Source organism: Aristaeella lactis, from assembly GCF_018118585.1.
Taxonomy (GTDB): Bacteria; Bacillota; Clostridia; order Christensenellales; family Aristaeellaceae; genus Aristaeella; species Aristaeella lactis.
In genome coordinates, this window is sequence record NZ_CP069421.1 from 2,920,850 (window position 1) to 2,943,468 (window position 22,619).

20 protein-coding genes are annotated in these 22,619 nt (G+C 55.0%); 11 read left to right on the forward strand and 9 right to left on the reverse strand.

Annotated elements, in window-relative coordinates; translation table 11 throughout:
* Nucleotides 1-17 precede the first annotated feature (17 nt).
* From dapA to JYE50_RS13280, 7 genes are all read left to right on the forward strand, one after another.
* A complete protein-coding gene (dapA, locus tag JYE50_RS13250) occupies nucleotides 18-911 on the forward strand; it encodes a 4-hydroxy-tetrahydrodipicolinate synthase (protein ID WP_084096074.1) in 894 nt (297 codons plus the stop codon).
* Nucleotides 908-1,648 carry a 4-hydroxy-tetrahydrodipicolinate reductase gene (dapB, locus tag JYE50_RS13255; protein ID WP_084096075.1) on the forward strand — a complete coding sequence of 247 codons (741 nt, stop codon included), beginning with the start codon at nucleotides 908-910 and terminating at the stop codon, nucleotides 1,646-1,648. Before dapA ends, dapB begins: the two co-directional genes overlap by 4 nt.
* A 177-nt stretch (nucleotides 1,649-1,825) precedes the next feature.
* Nucleotides 1,826-2,803 (forward strand): diaminopimelate dehydrogenase, encoded by a 978-nt coding sequence (locus JYE50_RS13260; protein ID WP_084096076.1) that lies wholly within the window; start codon nucleotides 1,826-1,828, stop codon nucleotides 2,801-2,803.
* A gap of 463 nt (nucleotides 2,804-3,266) precedes the next feature.
* Nucleotides 3,267-4,934, forward strand: coding sequence for a type 2 periplasmic-binding domain-containing protein (locus tag JYE50_RS13265; protein WP_084096077.1), 1,668 nt, complete (start codon nucleotides 3,267-3,269; stop codon nucleotides 4,932-4,934).
* 72 nt (nucleotides 4,935-5,006) lie between these two features.
* Entirely contained in the window at nucleotides 5,007-5,963 is a 957-nt protein-coding gene (locus tag JYE50_RS13270) for an ABC transporter permease (RefSeq protein WP_084096078.1), read from the forward strand.
* Nucleotides 5,964-5,975: 12 nt separating this feature from the next.
* Nucleotides 5,976-6,899 carry a carbohydrate ABC transporter permease gene (locus tag JYE50_RS13275; RefSeq protein ID WP_366212319.1) on the forward strand — a complete coding sequence of 308 codons (924 nt, stop codon included), beginning with the start codon at nucleotides 5,976-5,978 and terminating at the stop codon, nucleotides 6,897-6,899.
* Between the two features lie 67 nt (nucleotides 6,900-6,966).
* Nucleotides 6,967-7,863, forward strand: coding sequence for an AraC family transcriptional regulator (locus tag JYE50_RS13280; RefSeq protein WP_084096080.1), 897 nt, complete (start codon nucleotides 6,967-6,969; stop codon nucleotides 7,861-7,863).
* A gap of 113 nt (nucleotides 7,864-7,976) precedes the next feature.
* On the opposite strand, the gene JYE50_RS13285 is transcribed toward JYE50_RS13280, so the two are convergent.
* Nucleotides 7,977-8,336: a hypothetical protein gene (locus JYE50_RS13285; protein ID WP_084096081.1), complete on the reverse strand. Its 360-nt coding sequence runs from the start codon at nucleotides 8,334-8,336 to the stop codon at nucleotides 7,977-7,979.
* Between the two features lie 139 nt (nucleotides 8,337-8,475).
* Complete coding sequence (locus tag JYE50_RS13290; protein ID WP_084096082.1) at nucleotides 8,476-9,408, reverse strand: AEC family transporter; 933 nt, start codon at nucleotides 9,406-9,408, stop codon at nucleotides 8,476-8,478.
* Nucleotides 9,409-9,638: 230 nt separating this feature from the next.
* On the opposite strand from JYE50_RS13290, the gene JYE50_RS13295 reads away from it, so the two are divergent.
* A complete protein-coding gene (locus tag JYE50_RS13295; protein ID WP_084096083.1) occupies nucleotides 9,639-12,050 on the forward strand; it encodes a ribonucleoside triphosphate reductase in 2,412 nt (803 codons plus the stop codon).
* Between the two features lie 56 nt (nucleotides 12,051-12,106).
* The gene (locus tag JYE50_RS13300; RefSeq protein ID WP_179138348.1) at nucleotides 12,107-13,021 is read left to right on the forward strand and encodes an NAD(P)/FAD-dependent oxidoreductase; all 915 of its coding nucleotides are present in this window, start codon (nucleotides 12,107-12,109) and stop codon (nucleotides 13,019-13,021) included.
* A 374-nt stretch (nucleotides 13,022-13,395) separates the two neighbouring features.
* Here the strand turns inward: JYE50_RS13300 and JYE50_RS13305 are convergent, their stop codons facing one another.
* The 5 genes from JYE50_RS13305 to ybaK form a co-directional block, all read right to left on the reverse strand.
* Nucleotides 13,396-13,851, reverse strand: a complete 456-nt coding sequence (locus tag JYE50_RS13305) for an Hsp20/alpha crystallin family protein (RefSeq protein ID WP_084096085.1) — start codon at nucleotides 13,849-13,851, stop codon at nucleotides 13,396-13,398.
* Nucleotides 13,852-14,082: 231 nt separating this feature from the next.
* Nucleotides 14,083-15,210 (reverse strand): DUF362 domain-containing protein, encoded by a 1,128-nt coding sequence (locus JYE50_RS13310; protein ID WP_084096086.1) that lies wholly within the window; start codon nucleotides 15,208-15,210, stop codon nucleotides 14,083-14,085.
* A gap of 24 nt (nucleotides 15,211-15,234) precedes the next feature.
* Nucleotides 15,235-16,341, reverse strand: a complete 1,107-nt coding sequence (locus tag JYE50_RS13315) for a prolipoprotein diacylglyceryl transferase family protein (RefSeq protein WP_084096087.1) — start codon at nucleotides 16,339-16,341, stop codon at nucleotides 15,235-15,237.
* Nucleotides 16,338-17,414, reverse strand: a complete 1,077-nt coding sequence (locus JYE50_RS13320) for a phosphodiester glycosidase family protein (RefSeq protein WP_084096088.1) — start codon at nucleotides 17,412-17,414, stop codon at nucleotides 16,338-16,340. Before JYE50_RS13320 ends, JYE50_RS13315 begins: the two co-directional genes overlap by 4 nt.
* Before the next feature lie 92 nt (nucleotides 17,415-17,506).
* Nucleotides 17,507-17,980, reverse strand: coding sequence for a Cys-tRNA(Pro) deacylase (gene ybaK / locus JYE50_RS13325; protein WP_084096089.1), 474 nt, complete (start codon nucleotides 17,978-17,980; stop codon nucleotides 17,507-17,509).
* Nucleotides 17,981-18,123: 143 nt separating this feature from the next.
* On the opposite strand from ybaK, the gene JYE50_RS13330 reads away from it, so the two are divergent.
* The gene (locus tag JYE50_RS13330) at nucleotides 18,124-19,845 is read left to right on the forward strand and encodes a MutS-related protein (RefSeq protein ID WP_179138349.1); all 1,722 of its coding nucleotides are present in this window, start codon (nucleotides 18,124-18,126) and stop codon (nucleotides 19,843-19,845) included.
* Nucleotides 19,846-19,902: 57 nt separating this feature from the next.
* On the opposite strand, the gene JYE50_RS13335 is transcribed toward JYE50_RS13330, so the two are convergent.
* A complete protein-coding gene (locus tag JYE50_RS13335; protein ID WP_084096091.1) occupies nucleotides 19,903-20,115 on the reverse strand; it encodes a DUF1858 domain-containing protein in 213 nt (70 codons plus the stop codon).
* Nucleotides 20,116-20,221: 106 nt separating this feature from the next.
* Nucleotides 20,222-20,575, reverse strand: coding sequence for a hypothetical protein (locus tag JYE50_RS13340; protein WP_084096092.1), 354 nt, complete (start codon nucleotides 20,573-20,575; stop codon nucleotides 20,222-20,224).
* 174 nt (nucleotides 20,576-20,749) lie between these two features.
* On the opposite strand from JYE50_RS13340, the gene JYE50_RS13345 reads away from it, so the two are divergent.
* Complete coding sequence (locus tag JYE50_RS13345; protein WP_084096093.1) at nucleotides 20,750-22,528, forward strand: hypothetical protein; 1,779 nt, start codon at nucleotides 20,750-20,752, stop codon at nucleotides 22,526-22,528.
* Nucleotides 22,529-22,619: the final 91 nt, after the last annotated feature.

Consider the following 22,619-nt stretch of genomic DNA (forward strand, 5'->3'; position numbering starts at 1 on the left):
TCTGGAGGTGTTCCGGTATGAAGCACACGATCTTTACAGGCGCGGCAACCGCCATTATCACCCCCTTCACCGAAGAGGGGATTGATTGGGATGCTTTCGGCCGGCTGATTGATTATCAGCTTGCCGGGGGAATCAGCGCGCTTGTTGTCGCAGGTACAACCGGTGAGGGAAGCACCCTTACGGACAAAGAGCATGAGGACGCTGTTGTATTCTGCGTGAAACGTGTTGCCGGAAAGATTCCGGTCATCGCGGGCACCGGATCCAACAATACCGCCCATGCCATTGAGCGGACAAAGACTGCCTGCCGTGCTGGCGCGGACGCGGTGCTGCTGGTAACGCCTTATTATAACAAAACCACCCAGCGGGGCCTGATCGCCAGCTTCTCCGCCATCGCGGATGCCAGCGACGTTCCCTGCATCCTGTATAACGTTCCTTCCCGGACCGGCCTGAATATGCTGCCGGAAACCCTGGCGGAGCTGGCAAAGCATGAGAAGATCGCCGCTGTCAAGGAAGCTTGCGGAAACCTGAGCCAGGTAGCCAAGGAAAGGCTTCTGTGCGGGGATAACCTGGACATCATTTCCGGCTGCGACGACCAGATCGTTCCGACCCTGAGCCTGGGCGGCATTGGCGTCATCTCCGTGATCGCCAATATGCTGCCGAAGGAGACTTCCGAAATCTGCACCTGCTTCTTTAACGGTGATGTGCAGGGCGCTGCCGCTATGCAGCTGAAGCTGCTCTCCCTGATGAACCAGCTGATGATCGAAACCAACCCCATTCCCGCCAAGGCTGCCTGTGCGGCCATGGGCTTCGGAAAGAACCTGCTCCGTCTGCCACTGGTGCCGATGGAGGAGGGAAACCGGCAGAAGATGCTGCAGCAGATGCGCGACCTGGGACTGGAGGTAAACGAATGAGAATTATCCTGACCGGATATACCGGCCATATGGGCAGGGAAGTACGTACCTGCGCCGAGGCGGCGGAGAACTGTGAGATTGTCGCGGGCGTGGATCTGATGATCCCCGCTTCCGAGGGAATCTGTGTCAAAACCTTTGAGGAGTGCACCGCTGAAGCGGATGTGATCATTGATTTCAGCCATCACAGCATGACCGGTGAGCTGCTGGATTTCGCGGAAGCGAAAAAACTGCCGGTGGTGCTTGCGACCACGGGCCAGACAGAGGAAGAGAAAGCCCGGATCCGGGAAGCGGCAAAGAAGATCCCGATCTTCCTGGCTGCGAACTATTCCCTGGGCATTGCCACGCTGACCGATCTGGTGAAGCGGGCTGCGGCGCTCTATCCGGACAGCGAGATCGAGATCGTGGAACAGCATCACGACCGGAAGCTGGACGCTCCCAGCGGGACAGCCCTTTCGCTTTTCAACGCCATCAAGGAAGTCCGACCGGAAGCTACCGCCAACTGCGGACGTTCCGGACAGGGCAAGCGCACAAAGGATGAAGTGGGCATTCACGCAATCCGTATGGGCAACATCGTCGGCATTCATGAAGTGATGATCAGCACCCAGAATGAGCGGATCAGCCTGAAGCATGAGGCGTTCGGCCGGGGCGTGTTTGCCGAGGGAAGCCTGAAAGCCGCGGCGTTCCTGGCGGGGAAAAAGCCGGGAATGTATGATATGAAAGATATGCTGAATGCCTGAGACAAATCTTTCAATGCATAATGCATAATGCATAATGCATAATGAACCGGGCAGGATCATCTGCATGGGACAATCTGAACAGGGAGTGTCCCGAGGAAATGGTTTCCGGGAGACAGAAACAAAAACAATTATGCATTATGCATTATGCATTATGCATTCAGAAGGAGTGCATTTCCAATGAAGATAGCTATCTACGGTTACGGCAATCTTGGACGGGGCGTGGAACTGGCGATCCGGCAGAACCCGGACGCGGAACTGTTCGGCGTATTTACCCGCCGGGATCCGAAAACGGTGACAACCCTGACCGGCGCACCGGTGTATGCCGCGCAGGACGTGGAAAACTACGTCGGACAGATTGACGTTATGATCATCTGCGGCGGCAGCGCTTCCGACCTGCCGGAGATGACTCCCATGCTGGCGAAGAGCTTCAACGTGGTGGATTCTTTTGATACCCACGCCCGGGTACCGGAACATTTTGCCAATGTGGATAAGGCAGCGCTGCTGCACGGCCATACTGCCATTATCAGCGCGGGCTGGGATCCCGGCCTGTTCTCCCTGGCACGTCTGTATATGAACACTGTTCTGCCGGACGGCAGGGATTATACCTTCTGGGGCCGCGGCGTCAGCCAGGGACACAGTGACGCGATCCGCCGGATTCCCGGCGTGAAGGACGCACGGCAGTACACCGTGCCCGTGGAAGACGCGCTGGCTAAAGTCCGTGCCGGAGAAAACCCGGAACTGACCACCCGCCAGAAGCACACCCGTGAATGCTACGTGGTGGCGGAGGAAGGCGCGGACAAGGCCCTGATCGAAAAGCAGATCAAGGAAATGCCCAACTACTTCGCGGACTATGATACGACTGTTACTTTTATTTCCGCTGAGGAAATGAAGCTGAATCACAGTGAACTGCCCCACGGCGGCCAGGTGATCCGCTGCGGCGCAACCGGTAAGGACGGCGCGCATAAGCACGTGATGGAGTTCTCCCTGAAGCTGGATTCCAATCCGGAGTTCACCGCTTCTGTACTGGTAGCCTGCGCGCGGGCGGTTGTCCGGATGAACAGCAGGCAGATCTTCGGCTGCAAGACGCTCTTTGATGTTCCCCCGGCAGATCTGTCTCCCATTGATCCGGCGGAAATGCGGAAAAAACTCCTGTAAAAGACGCTGATGAATTTCCAGACGGCTGGTTGATACCAGCCGTGTTTTTTTATACAGACAGCGCGCATTTTTTATCCGAACCTGCCGCGTCAAACCCGAACATTCAATCCCCTATATGCTGTATATACACGGAAACAGAGCAACAAGTTAACAGATTTATCAAAAATTTGCGCAATCATAAAAATGAGATGATTGTGCAGAAATGCGCAACCCAAAAGAGCAAATAATGAGAGCATGTTATTATAAAAATGGCGTAAAAGCATTGAAAATAAAGGCGATACAGAAACGCACAAAATGAATATACATGTAAACGTTTGCAGTATACAAGAGCAAAAATCAATTAATAATAGAGCAAAGATTTATCAACAATGACCGAATGTGCCATTGTGCAAGTACGGACATTTTGACAAAATATGTGTAAAGGCACGAGGTGCCAAAAAGAAATAATTGGAGGAGAAACACTATGCGGAAAATCCTGGCTGCCCTGTTGGCTCTGGCGATGGTTCTCGCGATCGTTCCTGCCGTGATGGCGGAAAACGCTCCCATCACCGTGACCGTGTTCAAGGGAGATCCTGGCGATCAGCCCACTGCTGACAACAAGATCTACAAGAAGATCGCTGACGAACTCGGAATCAGCTTTGAAATCGAGTTCCTGGCCAACGACCTGAACCAGACCCTGTCTCTGAAGATCGCTGACGACAAACAGCCCGACCTGTTCGACGGCGGAAACAGCGCTGAAATCCTGGAAGATGCTGACGTGCTGATCGACCTGCTGCCCTACATCAGCGAAGAGAAGACCCCCAACCTGTACAAGCACCTGCACAGCACCAACGTGAAGCTGGACCAGCTGCTGAGCAAGGATGGCAAACTGTACATCATCCCCAACTACGGCGTGCTGTACAATGACAACATCAAGACCTACAACGGACCTTCCTTCTTCGCCCAGAAGAAAGTCATCGAGTGGAACAACTACGTTGTGCCGAAGACCGTTGACGAGTACTTCGCAATGCTCGAAGGCTACATCAAGGAGAACCCCACTGCTGAAGACGGCACCCCCTACACCGGATTCGCCATCCTGTGCGAAGACTGGCGCCGTTTCTGCCTGATCAACCCCGTGCAGCACCTCATGGGCCGTCCCAACGACGGTGAAGTGCTGGTTGACGTGAATGATCCGGAATTCGCCACCTGGACCTTCATCGACCAGGATTACGCGAAGCCCTACTACGCCAAGCTGAATGACATCTATCACAAGGGCCTCATCAGCGCCGACACCTTCGTTATGAACTATGACCAGTACATCGCTGCTCTGTCCAGCGGCTACGTGCTGGGTATGTTCGACCAGGCCTGGGACTTCGGCACTGCCACCCAGTCCCTGCAGACTGCTGAAAAGTACGCTGAAACCTTCCTGCCCATCCCGCTTCTGTATGATGAAGACGATCTGGAAGGCATCGCACTGCCCTCTGAAAACTGGAAGATCGAAGAGCACTACATCAACGGTGACGTTATCAACCGTGACCGTGGCTTCGGTATCGCCGCTACCGCTGAAGATCCCGAGCGCCTGGTGCAGCTGCTGGACACCCTGCTCTCCGACGAGTGGCAGATTCTCCTCCAGTGGGGTATTGAAGGTGAAGACTACTTCATCGATGAAAACGGCCGTATGAACATGACCCTCGAGCAGTACAAGAACCTGTCTGACTCCGAATGGAAGCGCGCCAACAAGGCTGAAGCTATCTTCACCTCCGCTCCCAAGAAGCAGGGCACCCAGGACAACGGCAACGCATGGGATCCCACCCTGCAGCCCGAAATCCGTACCGCTAACGAGCCTCAGTACGACAAGGACCTGTATGCCAAGCTGGGCATCAAGGCCATTGAAGAACTGTTCAACCCGGCTATCGAGCTGGCTCCCTACGGAGAAGCCTGGCAGATCAACAAAGAGCCCATCGACATCGATTATCAGAAGTGGCTGTCCATCCAGATGGAGTGGCTGCCCAAGATCATCATGTGCGATCCGAGCGAAATCGACGCCAACTTCAAGGCTTTCCAGGAAGAGATCGCTCCCTACTCCAAGATTTATGCTGACTTCATGCATGAAGAAATCCTGAAGCAGGTTTATCCGGAACGCTATCAGTAATCAATAGTATCCACGCGAGGGGGAGAGATTCGTCTCTCCCCCCCTTGCCGTTATTGAGAGGAGAAGGAAAAGATGACCCTGAAGACATCCACCGCAGGAGCGATCTTGCCGACAAAGAAGAAAGGATTCTTCCGGACGCTAGGGAAACAGTATCAGCTGATGATCATGTCCGTTCCCGTGCTCCTGTATGTTCTGCTGTTCAACTATGGTCCTCTGTGGGGCTGGCTGACGGCCTTCCAGGATTATAACGTCAAGAAGGGCCTGGCAGGAAGTAAGTGGGTCGGCTGGGACAACTTTAAATTCATCTTTGGCGACAGTGAGTTTTATCTCGCACTGCGCAATACAGTGGCTATGAGCGTGATCAACCTGGTGTTCGGTACGCTCTGCGCTATCATACTGGCTATTCTTCTGAACGAGGTCCGGAACCGCAAATTCAAGCGGACGGTTCAGACGGTGACATACCTGCCCCATTTCCTGTCCTGGGTTATCGTGGTCGGTATGGCACAGGATATCTTTGCTTCCAAAGGCTCCATCAACGAGCTTCTTCTGGCACTGGGCTCAAAGGAACCGGTGTTCTTCCTGGGCAAGGGAGAATACTACTGGTGGCTGTTCGGTGCGATCAACGTCTGGAAGGAAGTCGGATGGGGCACCATTATCTACATCGCTGCCATGACGGGTATAGACCCGTGCCTTTATGAGGCGGCGGAAATTGACGGCGCGGGACGTTTCCAGCGGATCCTGCACGTAACGCTGCCCGGTATCAAATCCACCTTTATGGTATTGCTGATCATGAATATCGGTCATCTGCTGGATGCCGGTTTCGAGGTTCAGTACCTCATGGAAAACCCCCTGATCTGGAAATTCTCGCGTACGATTGACGTATACGTTATGAAATACAGCTTCGGCGGCGCAAGGCCGCGGTTCTCAATCGGTGTGGCGGCCGGCATGTTCAAGAGCGTTGTTGCTATTATCCTTCTGTTAGGCGCGAACGGAATCGCCAAAGCGCTCGACGAAGAGACGCTGATTTAAGGAGGAATGAACATGACAACCACAGCCATGAAGCCCTTTAAAACCAGAAGACACCGGGACATTGTGTTTCCCATTTGCAATACTCTGGTCCTGATCCTGATCATGTTCATTACCCTTTATCCGGTACTGAACACCGTGGCATACTCATTCAATGAAGCCATGGATGCCGTCAAGGGCGGCATCGGAATCTGGCCCCGTAAATTCAGTACAGACGCTTACGCTTCCATTATCAAGGATCCCGCGGTCTACAAAGCGTTTGGCGTATCCGTGTCCAAGACAGTTGTGACAACGCTGCTGAACCTTTTCCTGACCACCATGGTGTCCTATGCCCTCTCCCGGAAGGAATACGTGCTGCGCAGGTTCATCACCACTGTCATGGTGCTGACCATGTATGTAAACGCGGGCCTGATTCCCGGCTACCTGCTGGTTTCCAAGGTGCTGGGACTGAAGAACACTTTCTGGGCCTATATTATACCGTCACTGTTCCAGTGCTTTAACATGATTGTTATCCGGACCTATATCAGCAACAGTATTCCGGACGCACTGGTGGAATCCGGTAAGATTGACGGCGCCGGTGACCTGCGGTGCTATTTCCAGATCATCCTGCCGCTGTGCGTGCCGGTGCTGGCAACCGTTGCCCTGTTTATCGCGGTCGGCGCGTGGAACGACTGGTTCTCCACCTGGCTGTATAACAGCAGCAAGGCTGACCTGCATACCCTGCAGTACCTGCTGAAGATGAAACTTGAGACAACGCAGAACCAGGCGAACGCGGCCATGACTTCCGCGGACGCCCTGGCCGCCAAAGCATCGAAGGTCGCGCCGATCACGGTCCGTGCCTCGATCACGGTGGTTTCCGCGGTGCCGATCATGGTGGTTTATCCCTTCCTGCAGAAGTACTTCGTAACCGGTATGGCGCTGGGCAGCGTAAAAGGATAATTAAGAATTCAGAATTAGGAATTAAGAATTATTACCCGACAGAAGGAGGAGCGGTCCGGTGTCACAAATGAGAGCCCGAGAGGTGTCAGCCCGGGCTGCCCGGTATGAAGACGGTTTCCGTGTGCTTCAGGGCAGGCGGGAATACGTCACTTACCTGGATGATTCATCCATCCGCATCTGGTATTCAGATGTTCCGTGGAGATATGAGATCCATGATCACTCCGCGATTGAGATCCTCCTGACCCTGGAAGGCATGGTAACCTATACCATAGAGGATAAGGTTTACCAGGTCCGCAAGGGCGAAATCCTGATCATTCCGCAGGATACTGCCCACTCCCTGACCATGGAAGAGGGAAGCAGCCGGTACCTGTACCTGTTTGAGCCGGACGCGATCATGACCATGCGGGATATCAAATCCATGGCCATCTATTTTAACAAACCCTTCCACCTGCGGGACGGTTCGGATGCCCATGTGAGGATCCGGGAACTGCTGCTCCGGGCGAAAGACCTGTATGAAAAGCGGGAGCTGATGTGGAATACCGCCTGCTACAGCTGCATCCTCCGGGTGTATGCCACCCTGGGCCAGCGGTACCTGAGCGGAATCCGGCCGCGCACCGCTGACAACATGCGGAACATGGATTCCGAAGTGATCAACGCGGTCATGACCTATATCAACAACCACTATCGGGAAGAGCTTTCCCTGGAGAACGTGGCAGGGTTTGCGGGATTCAGCCGCTACTATTTCTCCCGGTCATTCAAAAAGCAAACCGGCTATTCCTTCAAGGATTACCTGTGCCAGAAGCGGCTCCAGGTGGCGATGGATCTGCTGATCCGGACAAACCGCTCCATGCGGGATGTGGCCATTGAAAGCGGCTTCGGCTCTGTGGCAACCTTTAACCGGGTGTTCCGGGAAAAGAAGGGATGTACGCCCACGCAGTACAGGGCGATTTACGGAACGTACTAAAAAAATGGGCATTCAGAAAACTGAATGCCCATTTAATGAATATTGAATATTGAAGACTGAAGAATAAGAACAGCCTGGCTGATGCCGGGCTGTTTCTTCTATATATTGTATGATCAGTTTTCCTGCTTTTTCCGGTCTGCCAGGTGGTCCTGTATCTCTTTTATATCCTGCAGATCCTGTTCCTTTTTGAGCCTGCGGTACATGAAATATACGCCAATGACAGCACCTGTAATGATGGGATCAAGCTCAGGATGCCCGGGAAAAATGGTGAGCGCGCCGCCGGTCAGGTGATTGAGAGCCCAGAAGAACAGGGCGCCCAGGAGGCCGAAGACAACCACCATGGGATCCACAGACAGGGAGCCGGTGGAAGTATCAGAAGACCCTTTGGTCTGTACAATGCTTTCATCCGGCACATGGTTTTGCTTTTCCTGCATATCCCGGATGATCGCCCCGGTACTTTGGAGGCCTTTCATAGAACCCTTTCCTTTCTCTGCGGTCCGCGGTGAATACTCACTGTGATTGAAGTATAGCATCGATGATCCGGCAGGAAAAGGATGATCGCGGTATAATACCGGGGGTTATTTTGCTTTCAGCAGGGGAAAAGGGAAACGCTTATACCAGCAGGCTGAGAAGCGGGATGGTGAGAATACTCAGGATGGTTGAGAGCAGGGCGCAGTTGGCGGCCAGCTCCTGGCCGTTGTGGTGAATCTCGGCGAGGTTCAGCAGGATGCTGGCACACGGCGTACCGGCCAGGATTACGACACTGCCTTTGAACACAGGATCCAGGGGCAGGGGGAGCACCAGCAGGTAGCAGAAGAGCGGGAAAACGATCAGTTTTCCGGCTGAAATGAGCCAGGCAAGCCGCGTGGTGAAGAGCGTTTTGAAATCCATGGTGGCCAGGCGGACGCCAAGGATGATCATGCACAGGGGCGTGGACATGGCACCGACGGAACTGAAGCCGGTACGCAGGATATCCGGGATCCAGTTTTTTGCCCGCAGAAGGCACAGGATGATGCCTGTGAACACTGCCAGCATGGAGGGATTGACCAGGGCGGCTTTCAGGGAAATGTGTTTCTTTTCCCCGGTCAGGGTGAAAACGCCGACGGTCCAGGCCAGGATATTGAGGGCGGCATTGAACATGGAAGAGTAAACCGCTGCCTCAGGCGCGTCCGGGAAAAGGGCGCGGACAACCGGCATGCCGAAAAAGCCCACATTACCCATGACGGTGGCAATGGACAGCATACGCAGGGCGAATTCCTTCCTTTTCTCCTTGCCAAGCACCAGCAGGATCAGGAGCATGAGCGCCGTTTCCCCGGCCAGGGCGATCAGCAGGAACAACCCCATTTTGGCAAAAAGTTCCGGAGAGGGATCCAGATAGGAAAGGGCGTTCACATACAGGCCGAACCCGCAGATGTACAGCAGGATGACGCTGACGCTGCTCAGGTGGTCCGGTTTGATTTTTTTGACCTTGCACATGAAAAAACCGGGCAGCAGGTACAGGAGCATCAGCAGCACGTTGCCGAAGGTTACGCTGAAAGGGGTCATGGCAATTCACCTCACGTCAGCATTATAGCATCGCTTTTTTTGTACGTACAGGAGGGAATGGCTGAAAGCGTTGAAATTCATGGTTTCCACAATATATAGATATTTTTTTGAAAAACCTTCACAACATATTGACTTTAAGTGGAGGGGCATGCTATATTTAGTGAGCAAAATTTCTATGTCATTCTGCACTACAGAACAACAACAAATAGAAAGAAACAGGAGTGCTTGTCATGTATCAGGTTGTCAAAAGAGACGGAAAAATCACGGAATTTGAGATCAGCAAGATCTCAAAAGCCATCACCAAAGCTTTCGAAGCTCTGGGCAAACAGTATCATCCCAGTGTGATCGATATGCTGGCTCTTCGGGTCACTGCCGAATATGAGCCGATGATCCGCGATAACAAGATCGCGGTGGAAACCATCCAGGACTGCGTTGAAAAGGTGCTGTCCGAGGCCGGTTATGCCGATGTGGCCAAGGCCTACATTCTGTACCGCAAGCAGCGGGAGAAAGTACGTAACGTCAATTCCGCGCTCCTGAACTATAAAGACCTGGTGGACAACTATCTCCGCATCAATGACTGGCGCGTGAAGGAGAACTCCACTGTTACCTACTCCGTGGGCGGACTGATCCTGTCCAACTCCGGCGCCATCACGGCCAACTACTGGCTGAGCGAGATCTATGACAACGAGATCGCTGAAGCCCACCGCAGCGCCGCAATCCATATCCATGACCTGAGCATGCTCACCGGCTACTGCGCCGGCTGGAGCCTGAAGCAGCTGATCCAGGAAGGCCTCGGCGGTGTTCCCGGAAAGATTACCAGCTCTCCGGCCAGCCACCTGTCCACGCTGTGCAACCAGATGGTCAACTTCCTGGGCATCATGCAGAACGAGTGGGCCGGTGCTCAGGCGTTCTCCAGCTTTGATACCTATCTGGCTCCCTTTGTCCGGATCGACAACCTGTCCCAGAAGGAAGTCAAGCAGTGCATCCAGAGCTTCATCTACGGTGTGAACACCCCCAGCCGCTGGGGTACTCAGGCGCCTTTCTCCAATATCACGCTGGACTGGACCTGCCCGAAGGACCTGGAAAACCTGCCGGCCATCATCGGCGGCAAGGAAATGGACTTCACCTACGGTGAGTGCCAGAAGGAAATGGACATGGTCAACAAGGCCTTCATCGAGATCATGATCGAAGGCGATGCCAACGGCCGCGGCTTCCAGTACCCGATCCCCACCTATTCCATCACCCGGGATTTCGACTGGTCTGAAACCGAGAACAACCGCCTGCTGTTCGAGATGACTGCCAAGTACGGCACCCCCTACTTCAGCAACTACATCAACTCTGACATGGAGCCCAGCGATGTGCGCAGCATGTGCTGCCGCCTGCGCCTGGACCTGCGGGAACTGCGCAAAAAGAGCGGCGGCTTCTTCGGCAGCGGTGAATCCACCGGCTCCATCGGCGTTGTGACCATCAATATGCCCCGTCTGGGCTATGAAGCGGCGGACGAAAAGGAATTCTACGAGAAGCTGGATCACCTGATGGATATTGCTGCCCGCAGCCTGAAGACCAAGCGTACGGTCATCACGAAGCTGCTGGAGGGCGGACTGTATCCCTATACCAAGCGGTACCTGGGCACCTTCAGCAACCACTTCAGCACCATCGGTCTGGTGGGCATGAACGAAGCGGCTCTGAACGCCCGGTGGCTGAAGAAAGACCTGACCCATCCGGAAGCCCAGAAGTTTGCGCAGGACGTGCTGAACCATATGCGTGAACGCCTGAGCGACTACCAGGAGCAGTACGGCGACCTGTACAACCTGGAAGCGACTCCCGCGGAATCCACCACCTACCGTTTCGCAAAGCATGACAAGGAGCAGTATCCGGACATCATCACCGCGAACATGAACGGTACTCCCTACTACACCAACTCCAGCCATCTGCCCGTGGGCTACAGTGAGGATATCTTCTCCGCGCTGGACGTGCAGGATGAACTGCAGACGCTGTATACCTCCGGTACTGTTTTCCACGCCTTCCTGGGTGAGAAGCTGCCGGACTGGAGAGCCGCCGCGAACCTGGTTCGCAAGATCGCGGAAAACTACAAGCTGCCCTACTACACCATGAGCCCTACCTATTCCGTGTGTAAGGACCACGGCTACCTGACCGGTGAGCAGCACACCTGCCCCCACTGCGGACAGAAGACCGAGGTTTACAGCCGGATCACCGGTTACTACCGCCCCGTCCAGAACTGGAACGACGGTAAAGCTCAGGAATTCAAGGACAGGAAGGTCTATGATATCGGCCACAGCCGGCTGACCCATTCCGGCCCGATCGTGGCTTCCGCTCCGGCAGCCGCTCCGGCGGAACAGCCCGCTGCTGAACCCGAGAAGGAAACCAAGTCCTGCTCCTGCGCCCGCGCGATCCTGTTCGTCAGCGCGACCTGCCCGAACTGCAAGCTGGCTATCAGTATGCTGGAGAAGGCCGGGTTCCTGTTCAAGAAAGTGCTGGCTACAGATAATCCGGAACTGACCAACCAGTATGGCGTAAAGCAGGCTCCGACCCTGGTCGTATTGGGTCAGGACGGCGAATTCACCAAGTACAAGGGTGTTTCCGAGATCAAGGGCATGCTGACCGCCAAGCAGGTTGGATAATGCAAGCAGACAGACGGGGACGCGGCTGCGTCCCCGTTTTTTGGAGGAAATCAAAGATGACTGATATCATTGTGGTCGGCGGAGGTCCTGCGGGAATGACCGCCGCGCTGTATGCGCAGCGGAACGGCAAGAGCGCCCTGGTGCTGGAGAAGCATGGCTTCGGCGGCCAGATCACCTACAGCCCCAAGGTGGAGAACTGGCCGGGCACGGCGCAGATGAGCGGCAACGAATACGCGGAAGCCCTGCTGGACCAGATCATGGCCCAGGGAGCGGAAGTGGACCTGGCGGAAGTGGTCCGGATTGAGGATCATGGCGATTTCAAGCGGGTTTTCACCGATGACGGACTGGAGCGGGACGCGAAAGCCGTAATCGTGGCCGCGGGCGTGAAGCATCGGATGCTGGGCTTGCCGGGTGAAAATGAGCTGGTTGGCGAGGGAATCAGTTTCTGCGCGGTGTGCGACGGGGATTTCTATACCGGAAAGACCGTCTGTGTGGCCGGCGGCGGCAATTCCGCACTGCAGGAAGCGATCCTGCTTTCCGGAAAATGCGAAAAGGTGATCATGCTGCAGGATCTCCCGGACTTTACCGGAGAGAAGAAGCTGCAGGAGATCCTTTTCTCCCGGCCGAACGTGGAAAAGCATTCCGGTGTAAAGATTACTGCGCTGAACACGGAGGAAGGCCTTCTCCGCAGCGTGACCATACAGTCGCAGGCCGGCGGGGAAGAAACACAGGTGGCTTGTGACGGCCTGTTTGTGGCTATCGGCCTGATCCCGGAGAACGATGCCTTCGCTCACCTGGCGGAATTGAACAAATGGGGATACTTTGACAGCGATGAACGCTGCGAGACGAAAACCCCCGGAGTCTTTGTGGCAGGAGACTGCCGCAGCAAGACAGTGCGTCAGCTGACCACCGCGGCGGCGGACGGCGCGACTGCAGCGCTGGCAGCGTGCAGGTATATCGATTCCTTATAAAGGAATCGATATACAATGAAATATTGGGCTTCGCCCAATGTGAAATATCATACGCAACCTCAATCAGCACATTGCTCTCTTGGAGCGCTTCGCACTGCTTGTTTCGGTTGACTCGTTCAGGTTGCTTTTGCCTTTGGCAAATGCCACACCGTGGCACCGCTTCCTTCGCTCCCTTACGCGGGATGCGAAATATCGGCCTTGCGGCCGATGTGAAATATTCGGCTGCCGCCGAATGTGATATATACTTTTAAAGGGAACGGTTCGGTGAACCGTTCCCTTTTGTATGGAAAACACACTGTCATTATGAATTGTGAATTATGAATTCTGAATTGAAAAACAGGGGAGCAGGCGATGCCGCCTGCTTCCCCCTGTTTTTATCCAATGAGGATTTGTTTCTTTTCAGGAACCTTCTTGGCTTCCTTCTTGGGAAGTTTAACGGTCAGGACACCGTCTTCGTATTTGGCCTGCACATCCTCCTCTGTGAGGTTGTCACCTACGTAGAAGCTGCGCTGCATGGTACCGGTGTACCGTTCCTGGCGGAGCATTTTGCCGTGCTTCTCTTCCTTGTTCTCCAGGTTCTTCTGGGTGGAGATGGTCAGATAGCCGTTCTGCAGCTCCAGGGTGATATCATCCTTCTTCATGCCGGGCAGATCCACAGCCAGTTCATACCCTTCGTCCGTTTCCCTGACGTCGGTCTTCATCATCCGGGCGGCATTTTTGCCATACAGCATATGCTCCGGGCGGTTGAAGCCGCGGAAGAAATCACGGTCGAAGTCATCAAACAGGTCCATCATATTCTCACCGAAAACAGCAGGCAGGAAAGTACTCATATAAAACCCTCCATTCTTTTGATCCGGTTCCGTTTCCAATTCCGGTTCCGGGTGAACTCTTTTTGTGGTCTCCGGCCACCGCACTCTCTTTCTTGTGCTGATTATAGTATACTCAAAAGTCAAAGATAGTCAAAGTCATAAATAGTCAAGAAAAAGGGCTTCCCGCCGAAAAGATGCGGAAAGCTCGTAAAAACTGTAAATTTCTGAATTATTCTTTAAAAATCACGGTTGTCAAATACGGACGAGATCATAATTCCGGGTTCCCAGGCCGATCTTTTCGCCGTGGGCAAGGGTTTCACGCCAGCTGACGTTAGGATTGCTGTCCTTGAAATGATCATGGTGATGCTTCCAGCCGGGCCGGGCCAGGTTATCGGAAAGCTGGCTGTTGGGCATGGGATCCGCCGCAAGACAGAGATCCGCACAGGCCTGGTCCAGTGCTACCGGATCAAAGGAGGCCAGCATGCCGAGGTTAGGCAGGATCGGAGCGTCATTTTCCCCGTGGCAGTCGCAGTTGGGGGAAACGTCCATGATCAGGCTGATATGGAAACTGGGCTTTCCGTTGCAGATGGCGGCGGTGTATTCCGCCATTTTACGTCCCAGCATATCAGCGGATGTGTCGAAGGACGGATGGATGGCATCAAAGGCGCAGGCGCCGATACATCTTCCGCAGCCCTTGCAGATACCCTGCATGATAAAGGCTTTGCCGCTTTCATAGGTGATCGCGTCGGAACCGCATTCCCGGGCGCATTTACGGCAGGAACGGCACAGATCCGGACTGACAACCGGCTTACCGTCGCTGTGCTGCTGCATCTTTCCGGCGCGGCTTCCGCCGCCCATGCCCAGATTTTTGACCGCACCGCCGAAGCCGGCCATCTCATGCCCCTTGAAGTGATTGAGGGAGATGATGATATCCGCGTCATACAGGGCACGGCCGATATAAGCCTCTTTGCAGTATTCACCGCCGGGAACGGGAACGGTGATGTCATCGGTTCCCTTCAGGCCGTCGCCGATGATGATATAGCAGCCTGTGGTGACGCTGTTGAAGCCGTTGACTTCCGCGTTGTACAGATGATCCACGGCGTTCTTCCGGCTGCCGGGATAGAGGGTATTGCAATCCGTGAGGAACGGTTTTCCGCCAAGCTCTTTGATCAGGTCAGCGACTGCTTTGACATAGTTGGGCCGGAGATAGGCAAAATTGCCCAGCTCTCCGAAGTGCATTTTGATGGCAACAAACTTTTCCGTGAAATCGATCTTATCGATTCCGGCCCGGCGGCACAGCCGCTGCAGCTTGACACCCTGGCTGACGTTGGGAACGGTTCTGAAGTCGGTAAAGTAAACGGGGGATCTGGCGGTACTCATGCAGCTTCCTCCTTCACCGGTTTTTTATTCTTTTTTGGGCTGAAGATTCAAATGGATGGTCAGGCCGATGCAGACCAGGTCAACGACCATGGTGGCATAGAGGATAGCGAAACGGACCAGATCATCAACGGGTTCCAGTTCTATTTCATCCCAGTTCCTGGAGGCATAGCCGATCAGCAGAGCCGCGGTGACAACGCAGAGCAGGACAGCAGGCAGCAGTCCTTTCTGCTTTTTCCAGGTCCACAGCATGGCGGAGCAGGCGAGGACCGCGAGGGGCATACTCAGGTAAAGCCAGGGAGCATATTCATATTTGTCAAAAACAAACTCGGAAGCCATATCCGCCAGCGAGGCAAGCACCAGCGTCACCAGGCACCAGATCACCTTCGTCTTCCCGGGTTTCCGGCGGATCAGCAGTGCCACCAGGACAATGATCAGCGTGGCGAGTGCCGCCAGCTGGTTTACACGGACGAACACGATGAGACGGAGATAGTGATCCCGCCGCATCTGCTCCAGCAGGATCTGGGTGGTTCCCAGGACCATCAGGAACACAGCGGTCTGGCGGCCGGGGAAAGCTTTCTTTTCATTTTTCAGCAGTACAATCAGCAGGATCAGGGCGGCCAGGGCCTCCCAGAACCAGACGATATAGCGCCACTCTTCGAAGTACTCATCCTGGTATGCGCATACGGAAAGCGGGAAGAAATGAGTCCAGTCCACTTCCGTGATACGGCCGATGCCTTCTCCGGTGAATACTTCACCGATCCGGGCAAAGAAGATGGAAGCACAGGCTCCGGGAGCAAGGGCATCCAGGGCATCCAGCCATCTGACACCGGAAAGCTTTCCGGCGATCAGGGCGCCAAGGGCACCGCCCAGCAGCGCACCGTAAAGAGTATAGCCGCCGTCCCAGGGGCGCAGCAGCATGAAGAGCTTTCCTTCGTAGGCTTCCAGGTCATAGGGGCAGAAGAGCACCCAGGCCGCGTGTCCGACGATCAGCGCGCCGAGGATCACGGCGGGCAGCAGGGGACGGATCTCCTTTTTGCGCAAAGACAGCGCGACGCCCGCAAGGGCGCCGAGCAGGATCATGAGGCTGTAGGGGGTCACGTGCAGCGACCCGAGAGTCCAGAGCGGTGTCATGGCTGAGTGTTTCCTTCTTCCGTAACAGCCGGGGTTTCGGCCGGAATATCTTCAGGAACATCTGTGGGAACTTCGGTAGGAACTTCTGTGGGAACCGGCGGTTCTTCCGCGGTAATAAAGTACACCAGGTCAGTGATCTCACGGACGCCGCCTTTTTTGAAACGGTTCATCTTGACGCCGTTCAGAAGCAGGCAGGCGGAGTTTCCGCCGTCCAGGTTGTAGGCGTTGACAGCACCCATATCATAGGCCAGCTGGGCAAGTTCCTGGGCGGTGAATCCGCCGTCCTTGGCGTTGGTGTCCTTCGGGCCTTCGGTGGTTATGATCAGGTAGCTCAGCTTGTCCATCTGGCAGATGGCCTGCCGCTGGGTCTTGTTGGGGAGCCCCATGCCGGCGCCGGAACCGTAGTTGTTCTTGTCAAAGACCTGCAGCTCGCCGTCGATCACCAGGGCGGGACCGAAGAGGAAACTGTGCAGGATGTGGCCTTCATAGGGAGCGAAGGCATCGGCCGCCGGGCGGTAAAGGATATGGAAATCACCCTGGTCATCAATGATCAGCGCGTCATAGTTGCCAAAGGGCTTCGGGGCCCGCATCTGGACACCGTTGCGGTAGATGATGCCCTCACTGCGGCCGGAATACCAATCTCCGCTGATGGCCAGGACGGGGTTCACCTTCTTGGCTTCACGGATAGGGCTGGTTTCCTGGCTGACGTGGGTGCGCAGCTGGGTGGGATCGGCGATCTGGACCCAGGTGAAAAACACCTTTGTGTTGCCGATCATCCGGTTCTCGATCTTTACATAGAGGGTACCGTCCCGGTATTCCCAGGCTGCCTCGGTGGCTTCGTCATAGACGTAGCCGTCGGGATTGGCGGAGTAGTGCTCCAGGTCGGCGCCGCGCGCGTCGGGCAGGGGAAGCTGGGGGCCCGGATTGGGGTTGGTCAGTTCCACCGGATTGTATTCAGGAAGATCAAGCTCTTCAGCGCCGGCATAAGTCAGCGCAGAGGGCACGATAAACGGGATCATCAGCAGGAGAAGAATGGTCGGGATCAGCCACAGCAGGGCACGTTTTTTTGTCATGAAAAACCTCCGTTACAGTAAACGCCGCAAAGGGCGGAAAATGGTGAAAAACAATACATTACAGTTTATCACGGGGTGGTGCGGAAAGTCAATTAAACCAGGTCCGCCGGCTTCAGCTCCGCAATGCGGATCAGGTCTTCCGGGGCAAGCTCCACCTGGCAGCCGACCCGGCCGGCGCTGACAAAGATACGGGAGAGCCCGGAAGCGCTCCCGTGAATAAACGAAGGGAAGCGTTTCTTCATTCCGATGGGGGAGCAGCCGCCATGGACATAGCCGGTCAGGGGCAGCAGGTCACGCTGGGGGATCATGCTGACGGATTTTTCACCGGCGGCTGCCGCGGCTTTCTTCAGGTTCAGTTCCGTATTGACCGGAATGACAAACACATAGTATTTCTGCGGCTTGCCGATAGTGACCAGGGTTTTGAAGACCTGGTCGGGGGCCTCGTTCAGGATGCCGGCGATCTGTTCCCCGGTCAGGGTGGGATCCGCCTCATACAGATGGGGTGTATAGGCGATCTTTTTGCTGTCCAGCACGCGCATACAGTTGGTTTTGTCCTGCTTTCCCATTTTACAAGCCCCCTTTTTAATCCGGGGATCATTGTACCATATCGCGGGAAGACTGTCATCCGGAGCGGGCCGCCGGGCTTTACGCGGGGACGGGGATCGGCTATAATGCGGAAAGAAATGAAATGAAAATGAAGGAGCCTGACATGAAACAGTCTCAACTGAGCATTCTGTTTCCCCGGCAGGAGGAAGTGACATACCGGGAGATCCCGGAGGAAACCTGGCATGATCTCGGACTGGATATCCTGGCGGAAAAGGTGGCATCCCAGCCCCAGGAGGTTCAGCTGATCCGTCGAGTAATGATGAGCCTGACGGCCGATCCGCGGGTGGCGGCTTTCCGCAGCGATGTTTTTGAGGATATCATGCGGCACCCGGAAATCCGGGAACGGCTGATGAAGCTGCTGGACAAGGTCAAGATGTTCTATGATTATGGCGTGGTCAACCGCCATGAGGGCGACGAGACAAGCATCTGGGATCTGATGCACCGGCTGGAGGAATACCACGACTATATCCTGACCGTGGAAGCGATCCGGGAATGTCTGTCGGATAAAGACCTGGTATCGGAAGGACTGACCGCGCTGCGGGATGCTGTGGATCAAATCTACAGGGACCGGGGATTTGAAGCCCTGCGCAGGGATGTGGAGGAAATGCGGATCGCCGCTTCCGACATCCGGAGCCTGACGGTGGGCATCAATGTCAATGAACGGTTTGAGGCGGTCAGCCTCGGCCTGGTATCCGTCAACGCGAAGCCTTTTACCCGCTCGAACCTGCTGAAGAATTTCCTGACCTCTGTTGTGCCCCGGGATGAGATCCGGAAGGAAGCGGACTGGAACGGAAGTTACAACTATTATCCGGCCAATACGGAAACAGGACCGCTGGGTTCCATCGGGCAGACGATCGAAAAGGCTGTGGTTTTCCGCAATCCGCTGGCAGCCCTTTCCCTGGCACGGGTCCCTGCGGCAGACGGCAGCGGCAATGTACCGCGGCAGATGGACAGCGCCGCGTCCATGCTGACTTCCCGGATCGCCCGGAAACTGCGGGACACCCTGGGGCAGTACCTGAACGTCAGCGTGAAGGAAATGGCGGACCTGATCCCGGAACTGGCGTTTTATACACGGTGGGCGGAATATATTGAAAAGAAACAGAAAGCAGGCTGGCATTTCTGCAAGCCGCAGGCCAGGCTGAACCGGGACGGGGCAGCCGGTATGGAGGCGGAAGGACTCTACAACCTGAAGCTGATCGCCACCGAGAAACCGGAGAATGTGGTTCCGAACAACCTGGTTTTTGACCGGGAGAAGCGGGTCTATGTCCTGACCGGTGCCAACCGGGGCGGAAAAACCACCGTAACCCAGGCTGTCGGCCAGCTCTTTATCCTGGCCCAGAGCGGCCTGCCGGTGCCGGCGGATCGCTTCAGCTATGATCCGGCGGACAGCGTGCTCACCCACTTCCCGGCGGATGAGGACAAGACACTGGACCTGGGTCGGCTGGGAGAGGAATGCCGGCGGTTCAGGGAACTGTTTGTGCGCTGCACCCCGGATACCCTGCTTTTGCTGAACGAGACTTTTGCCACCACGTCCTTTGAGGAAGGATATTTTATCGCGGCGGACGCGGTACGGGCGATCCTGGGCCGGGGAACCCGCACGATCTACAATACCCACATGCACAAACTGGCCCAGGACCTGGACATGGTGATTAATACAGGGGACGCGGAAGGGAAAGCGGTTTCCCTTGTGGCGGAAACAAAGGAAGGAAAGCATTCCTTCCGGGTGGTCATCGCCCCGCCGGAAGGCCAGTCCTTTGCCCGGGACATCGCCGAGAAATACGGTGTGACCTATGAAAGCCTGACCGCGGCCAAAGAAACAAACTGATCAAAGACATGACAAAAGCCGGAGGAATAATCCTCCGGCTTTTTTGCCGATCAGAACTTACTTGTTCTCAGCGATCTTCTCGTTGATCGCGTCAATGACCTGCTCCGCGGGAATGCCGTGAACCGCGCAGGCGTCCTGCAGGGATTCATTGCGGGAAGCGGGGCAGCCCAGGCAGTGCATGCCGATGGACAGCAGGATCTCGATCGCTTCGGGATACTTGGTAACAACTTCACCAACCAGTGTTTCACCGGTAACATACTGTTCAGCCATGATAAAATCCCTCCTACATACTGAATTACTGGCACATCATACACTATCCCCGGAGAAAAAACAAGCCATATCCCTTATAAATCAATTGCTCATAAGTATTGGCCGATCAGTGCCTGTTCAGGATTTCACTTATCTGTGCTTTGGTTTTTTCATATTCCGCATTGAGACGGCGCATTTCAGCGGGATCTTCCCGCGAGATATAGAATTCAGACAAGCCGCATTTTGGCGGGAACATGCCGAAATACTGCGATTTTACAACAGCGAAAAAATCACCGATGTCATCCGGCTGTGACAAGGCAATCTCTACATTCCTGAGCATGGTTATCATTGTGGATTGAGCAGGTCTGGTGTCCTGGCGGGGCTCATGTCTGATTGTGTGAAACATGTTTCGCAAAAGTTTGTCCAAAGCATGAATATCATTTATATCGTTATTTTCCATGTTGCCCTGTCCTTTCTTCAATCTGCGGATATCCTGACTGTTTTAAGCTTATCAGGCATTCCGGAACCCGTCAACAAAAGAGTGAAGGCGCCTTTTACGCTTCCGGGCTTGTGCCGGAAAGAGATAGAAGCTATACTGTCCCTGATACAGTGAGATCGTTTACACAGTCCATCAACATGACGGAGGAATATATACATGGGCAACTACCGGAACTTTAAGCTGGTCTATTATTTTATCGCGCAGGCAACGGCACGGGCGGAAAAGGAAAAGCTGGAAAAGGATATCGGCTTTTTTGAAAAGTACCTGCGGCCGGACAAGGTTTACCTGGAGCCCTACCGCGCCGGGATCCTGGCGGATGAGGAGCATGTGAACCTGTGCCGGAAGGTTTTTGAGAAGCACGGGGTGGCGGTGGCCGGCGGCCTGACCACCACGATCCGAACCCCGGAAGGGGATGAACCGAAGCAGCGCCTGTTTGACACTTTCTGCTACAACGATGAAAAGATGCTGGCGGAACTCCGGAAGGTCTGCAGCTTTATCGGCGGGCATTTTGACGAGTTCATTATTGACGATTTCTTCTTTACCAACTGTACCTGCGAGGCCTGCCGCCGGGGACGGGATGAATATAACCGGGAGCGCGGGATTACGGACGGCAGCTGGAAGGAATACCGCCTTCACCTGATGGAAAAGGTGAGCCGGGAGGACGTGATCGCCCCGGCGAAGGCAGCCAATCCGAAATGCCGGATCACCATCAAGTATCCCAACTGGGCGGAGAGCTACCAGGAAACAGGATACAATCCTGCGGCGCAGCGGAAGCTGTTCGACCGGATCTACACCGGAACGGAAGCCCGGGATACCGTAACCACAGACCAGCACCTGCCCCGCTACCTGAGCTATTCCCTGATGACTTATTTTGAGAACATGTGGCCGGAACACAACGGCGGAGGCTGGTTCGATCCCTTTGACCTGCATATCACGGAACAGTACCTGGAGCAGGCGTACCTGACCGCGTTCTCCAAACCGAAGGAGATCATGCTGTTCTGCTTCCAGATGCTGACGGACAATCCATTCATTCCGCCGCTGGGCTGGCACCTGGACAAACTGGATGAGGTGCTGGATTACTGCGGCAATCCGGTGGGCATTCAGTGTTACCTGCCGGACAACTGCCAGGGTGAGGACAACATCCAGGATTTCCTGGGTATGTGCGGCCTGCCGGTGATGCTGACACCCTACTGGCCGGAAAAGGCGGAGTATATCCTGCTGACCCGTTCCTCCGCCTGCGATCCGGATGTGGTGGAAAAGCTGGAGAAGTATGTGGCGGCTGGCGGCAAAGCGCTGGTGACCAGCGGCTTCGTGGAAGATACCATGGACCGGGGAATCCAGCGGATGACCTCCATCCGTTTCACCGGCCGCAGGATCCGGGGCCGGAATTACCGGGTGGAGAACGCGGGAGTATGGCCCTCGACAGAATTTCCCCGGGGTACGGAAGAGATCGGTATTCCGGTGTGCGAATTCCGGAATAATGCCACCTGGGCACTGGCGAAGGTGGCGGAATCGGAAGAAAGCTTTGGTTTGCTGCTGCGGGATACTTACGGAAAGGGACAGATGCTGACTCTGGCGGTACCGGACAACTTTCCGGATCTGTACAAGCTGCCGGGGAAAGTCCTGACCCGGATCCGCAGGGAGTTTCCCGCGGGCGGTGTCTACCTGGAAAGCAAGGCGGGTATAAGCCTCTTTCCTTATGATAATGATACTTTTGTCCTCTATCCGTATGTGGCTTCGGGAGCGCAGCCGGCAACGATCCTGATCCATGTGACCGGCGATGCGGAAGCGCTTGAGCTGCCGCTGCGGAAGCATCCTGTGACCGGGGAAACCATCAGGATCCCGCCGCTGTACCGGCGGAACGGAGAGACGGTGTTTGAAGGGCGGGCGATGCCAGGGAAATATGAACTGTGCAGGATTATAAAGCGGAAATGAAAAATGAAGAATGAAAAATGAAGAATGGCGGAAAAAACCCGCTTCTGATAAAAATCAGAAGCGGGTTTCCTGATTATATGATTCTTTCGGA

Coding starts and splice junctions, on each gene's coding strand:
- dapA (WP_084096074.1), top strand. CDS start 18: ATGAAGCACACGATCTTTACAGGCGCGGCAACCGCCATTATCACCCCC.
- dapB (WP_084096075.1), top strand. CDS start 908: ATGAGAATTATCCTGACCGGATATACCGGCCATATGGGCAGGGAAGTA.
- JYE50_RS13260 (WP_084096076.1), top strand. CDS start 1,826: ATGAAGATAGCTATCTACGGTTACGGCAATCTTGGACGGGGCGTGGAA.
- JYE50_RS13265 (WP_084096077.1), top strand. CDS start 3,267: ATGCGGAAAATCCTGGCTGCCCTGTTGGCTCTGGCGATGGTTCTCGCG.
- JYE50_RS13270 (WP_084096078.1), top strand. CDS start 5,007: ATGACCCTGAAGACATCCACCGCAGGAGCGATCTTGCCGACAAAGAAG.
- JYE50_RS13275 (WP_366212319.1), top strand. CDS start 5,976: ATGACAACCACAGCCATGAAGCCCTTTAAAACCAGAAGACACCGGGAC.
- JYE50_RS13280 (WP_084096080.1), top strand. CDS start 6,967: ATGAGAGCCCGAGAGGTGTCAGCCCGGGCTGCCCGGTATGAAGACGGT.
- JYE50_RS13285 (WP_084096081.1), bottom strand. CDS start 8,336: ATGAAAGGCCTCCAAAGTACCGGGGCGATCATCCGGGATATGCAGGAA.
- JYE50_RS13290 (WP_084096082.1), bottom strand. CDS start 9,408: ATGACCCCTTTCAGCGTAACCTTCGGCAACGTGCTGCTGATGCTCCTG.
- JYE50_RS13295 (WP_084096083.1), top strand. CDS start 9,639: ATGTATCAGGTTGTCAAAAGAGACGGAAAAATCACGGAATTTGAGATC.
- JYE50_RS13300 (WP_179138348.1), top strand. CDS start 12,107: ATGACTGATATCATTGTGGTCGGCGGAGGTCCTGCGGGAATGACCGCC.
- JYE50_RS13305 (WP_084096085.1), bottom strand. CDS start 13,851: ATGAGTACTTTCCTGCCTGCTGTTTTCGGTGAGAATATGATGGACCTG.
- JYE50_RS13310 (WP_084096086.1), bottom strand. CDS start 15,210: ATGAGTACCGCCAGATCCCCCGTTTACTTTACCGACTTCAGAACCGTT.
- JYE50_RS13315 (WP_084096087.1), bottom strand. CDS start 16,341: ATGACACCGCTCTGGACTCTCGGGTCGCTGCACGTGACCCCCTACAGC.
- JYE50_RS13320 (WP_084096088.1), bottom strand. CDS start 17,414: ATGACAAAAAAACGTGCCCTGCTGTGGCTGATCCCGACCATTCTTCTC.
- ybaK (WP_084096089.1), bottom strand. CDS start 17,980: ATGGGAAAGCAGGACAAAACCAACTGTATGCGCGTGCTGGACAGCAAA.
- JYE50_RS13330 (WP_179138349.1), top strand. CDS start 18,124: ATGAAACAGTCTCAACTGAGCATTCTGTTTCCCCGGCAGGAGGAAGTG.
- JYE50_RS13335 (WP_084096091.1), bottom strand. CDS start 20,115: ATGGCTGAACAGTATGTTACCGGTGAAACACTGGTTGGTGAAGTTGTT.
- JYE50_RS13345 (WP_084096093.1), top strand. CDS start 20,750: ATGGGCAACTACCGGAACTTTAAGCTGGTCTATTATTTTATCGCGCAG.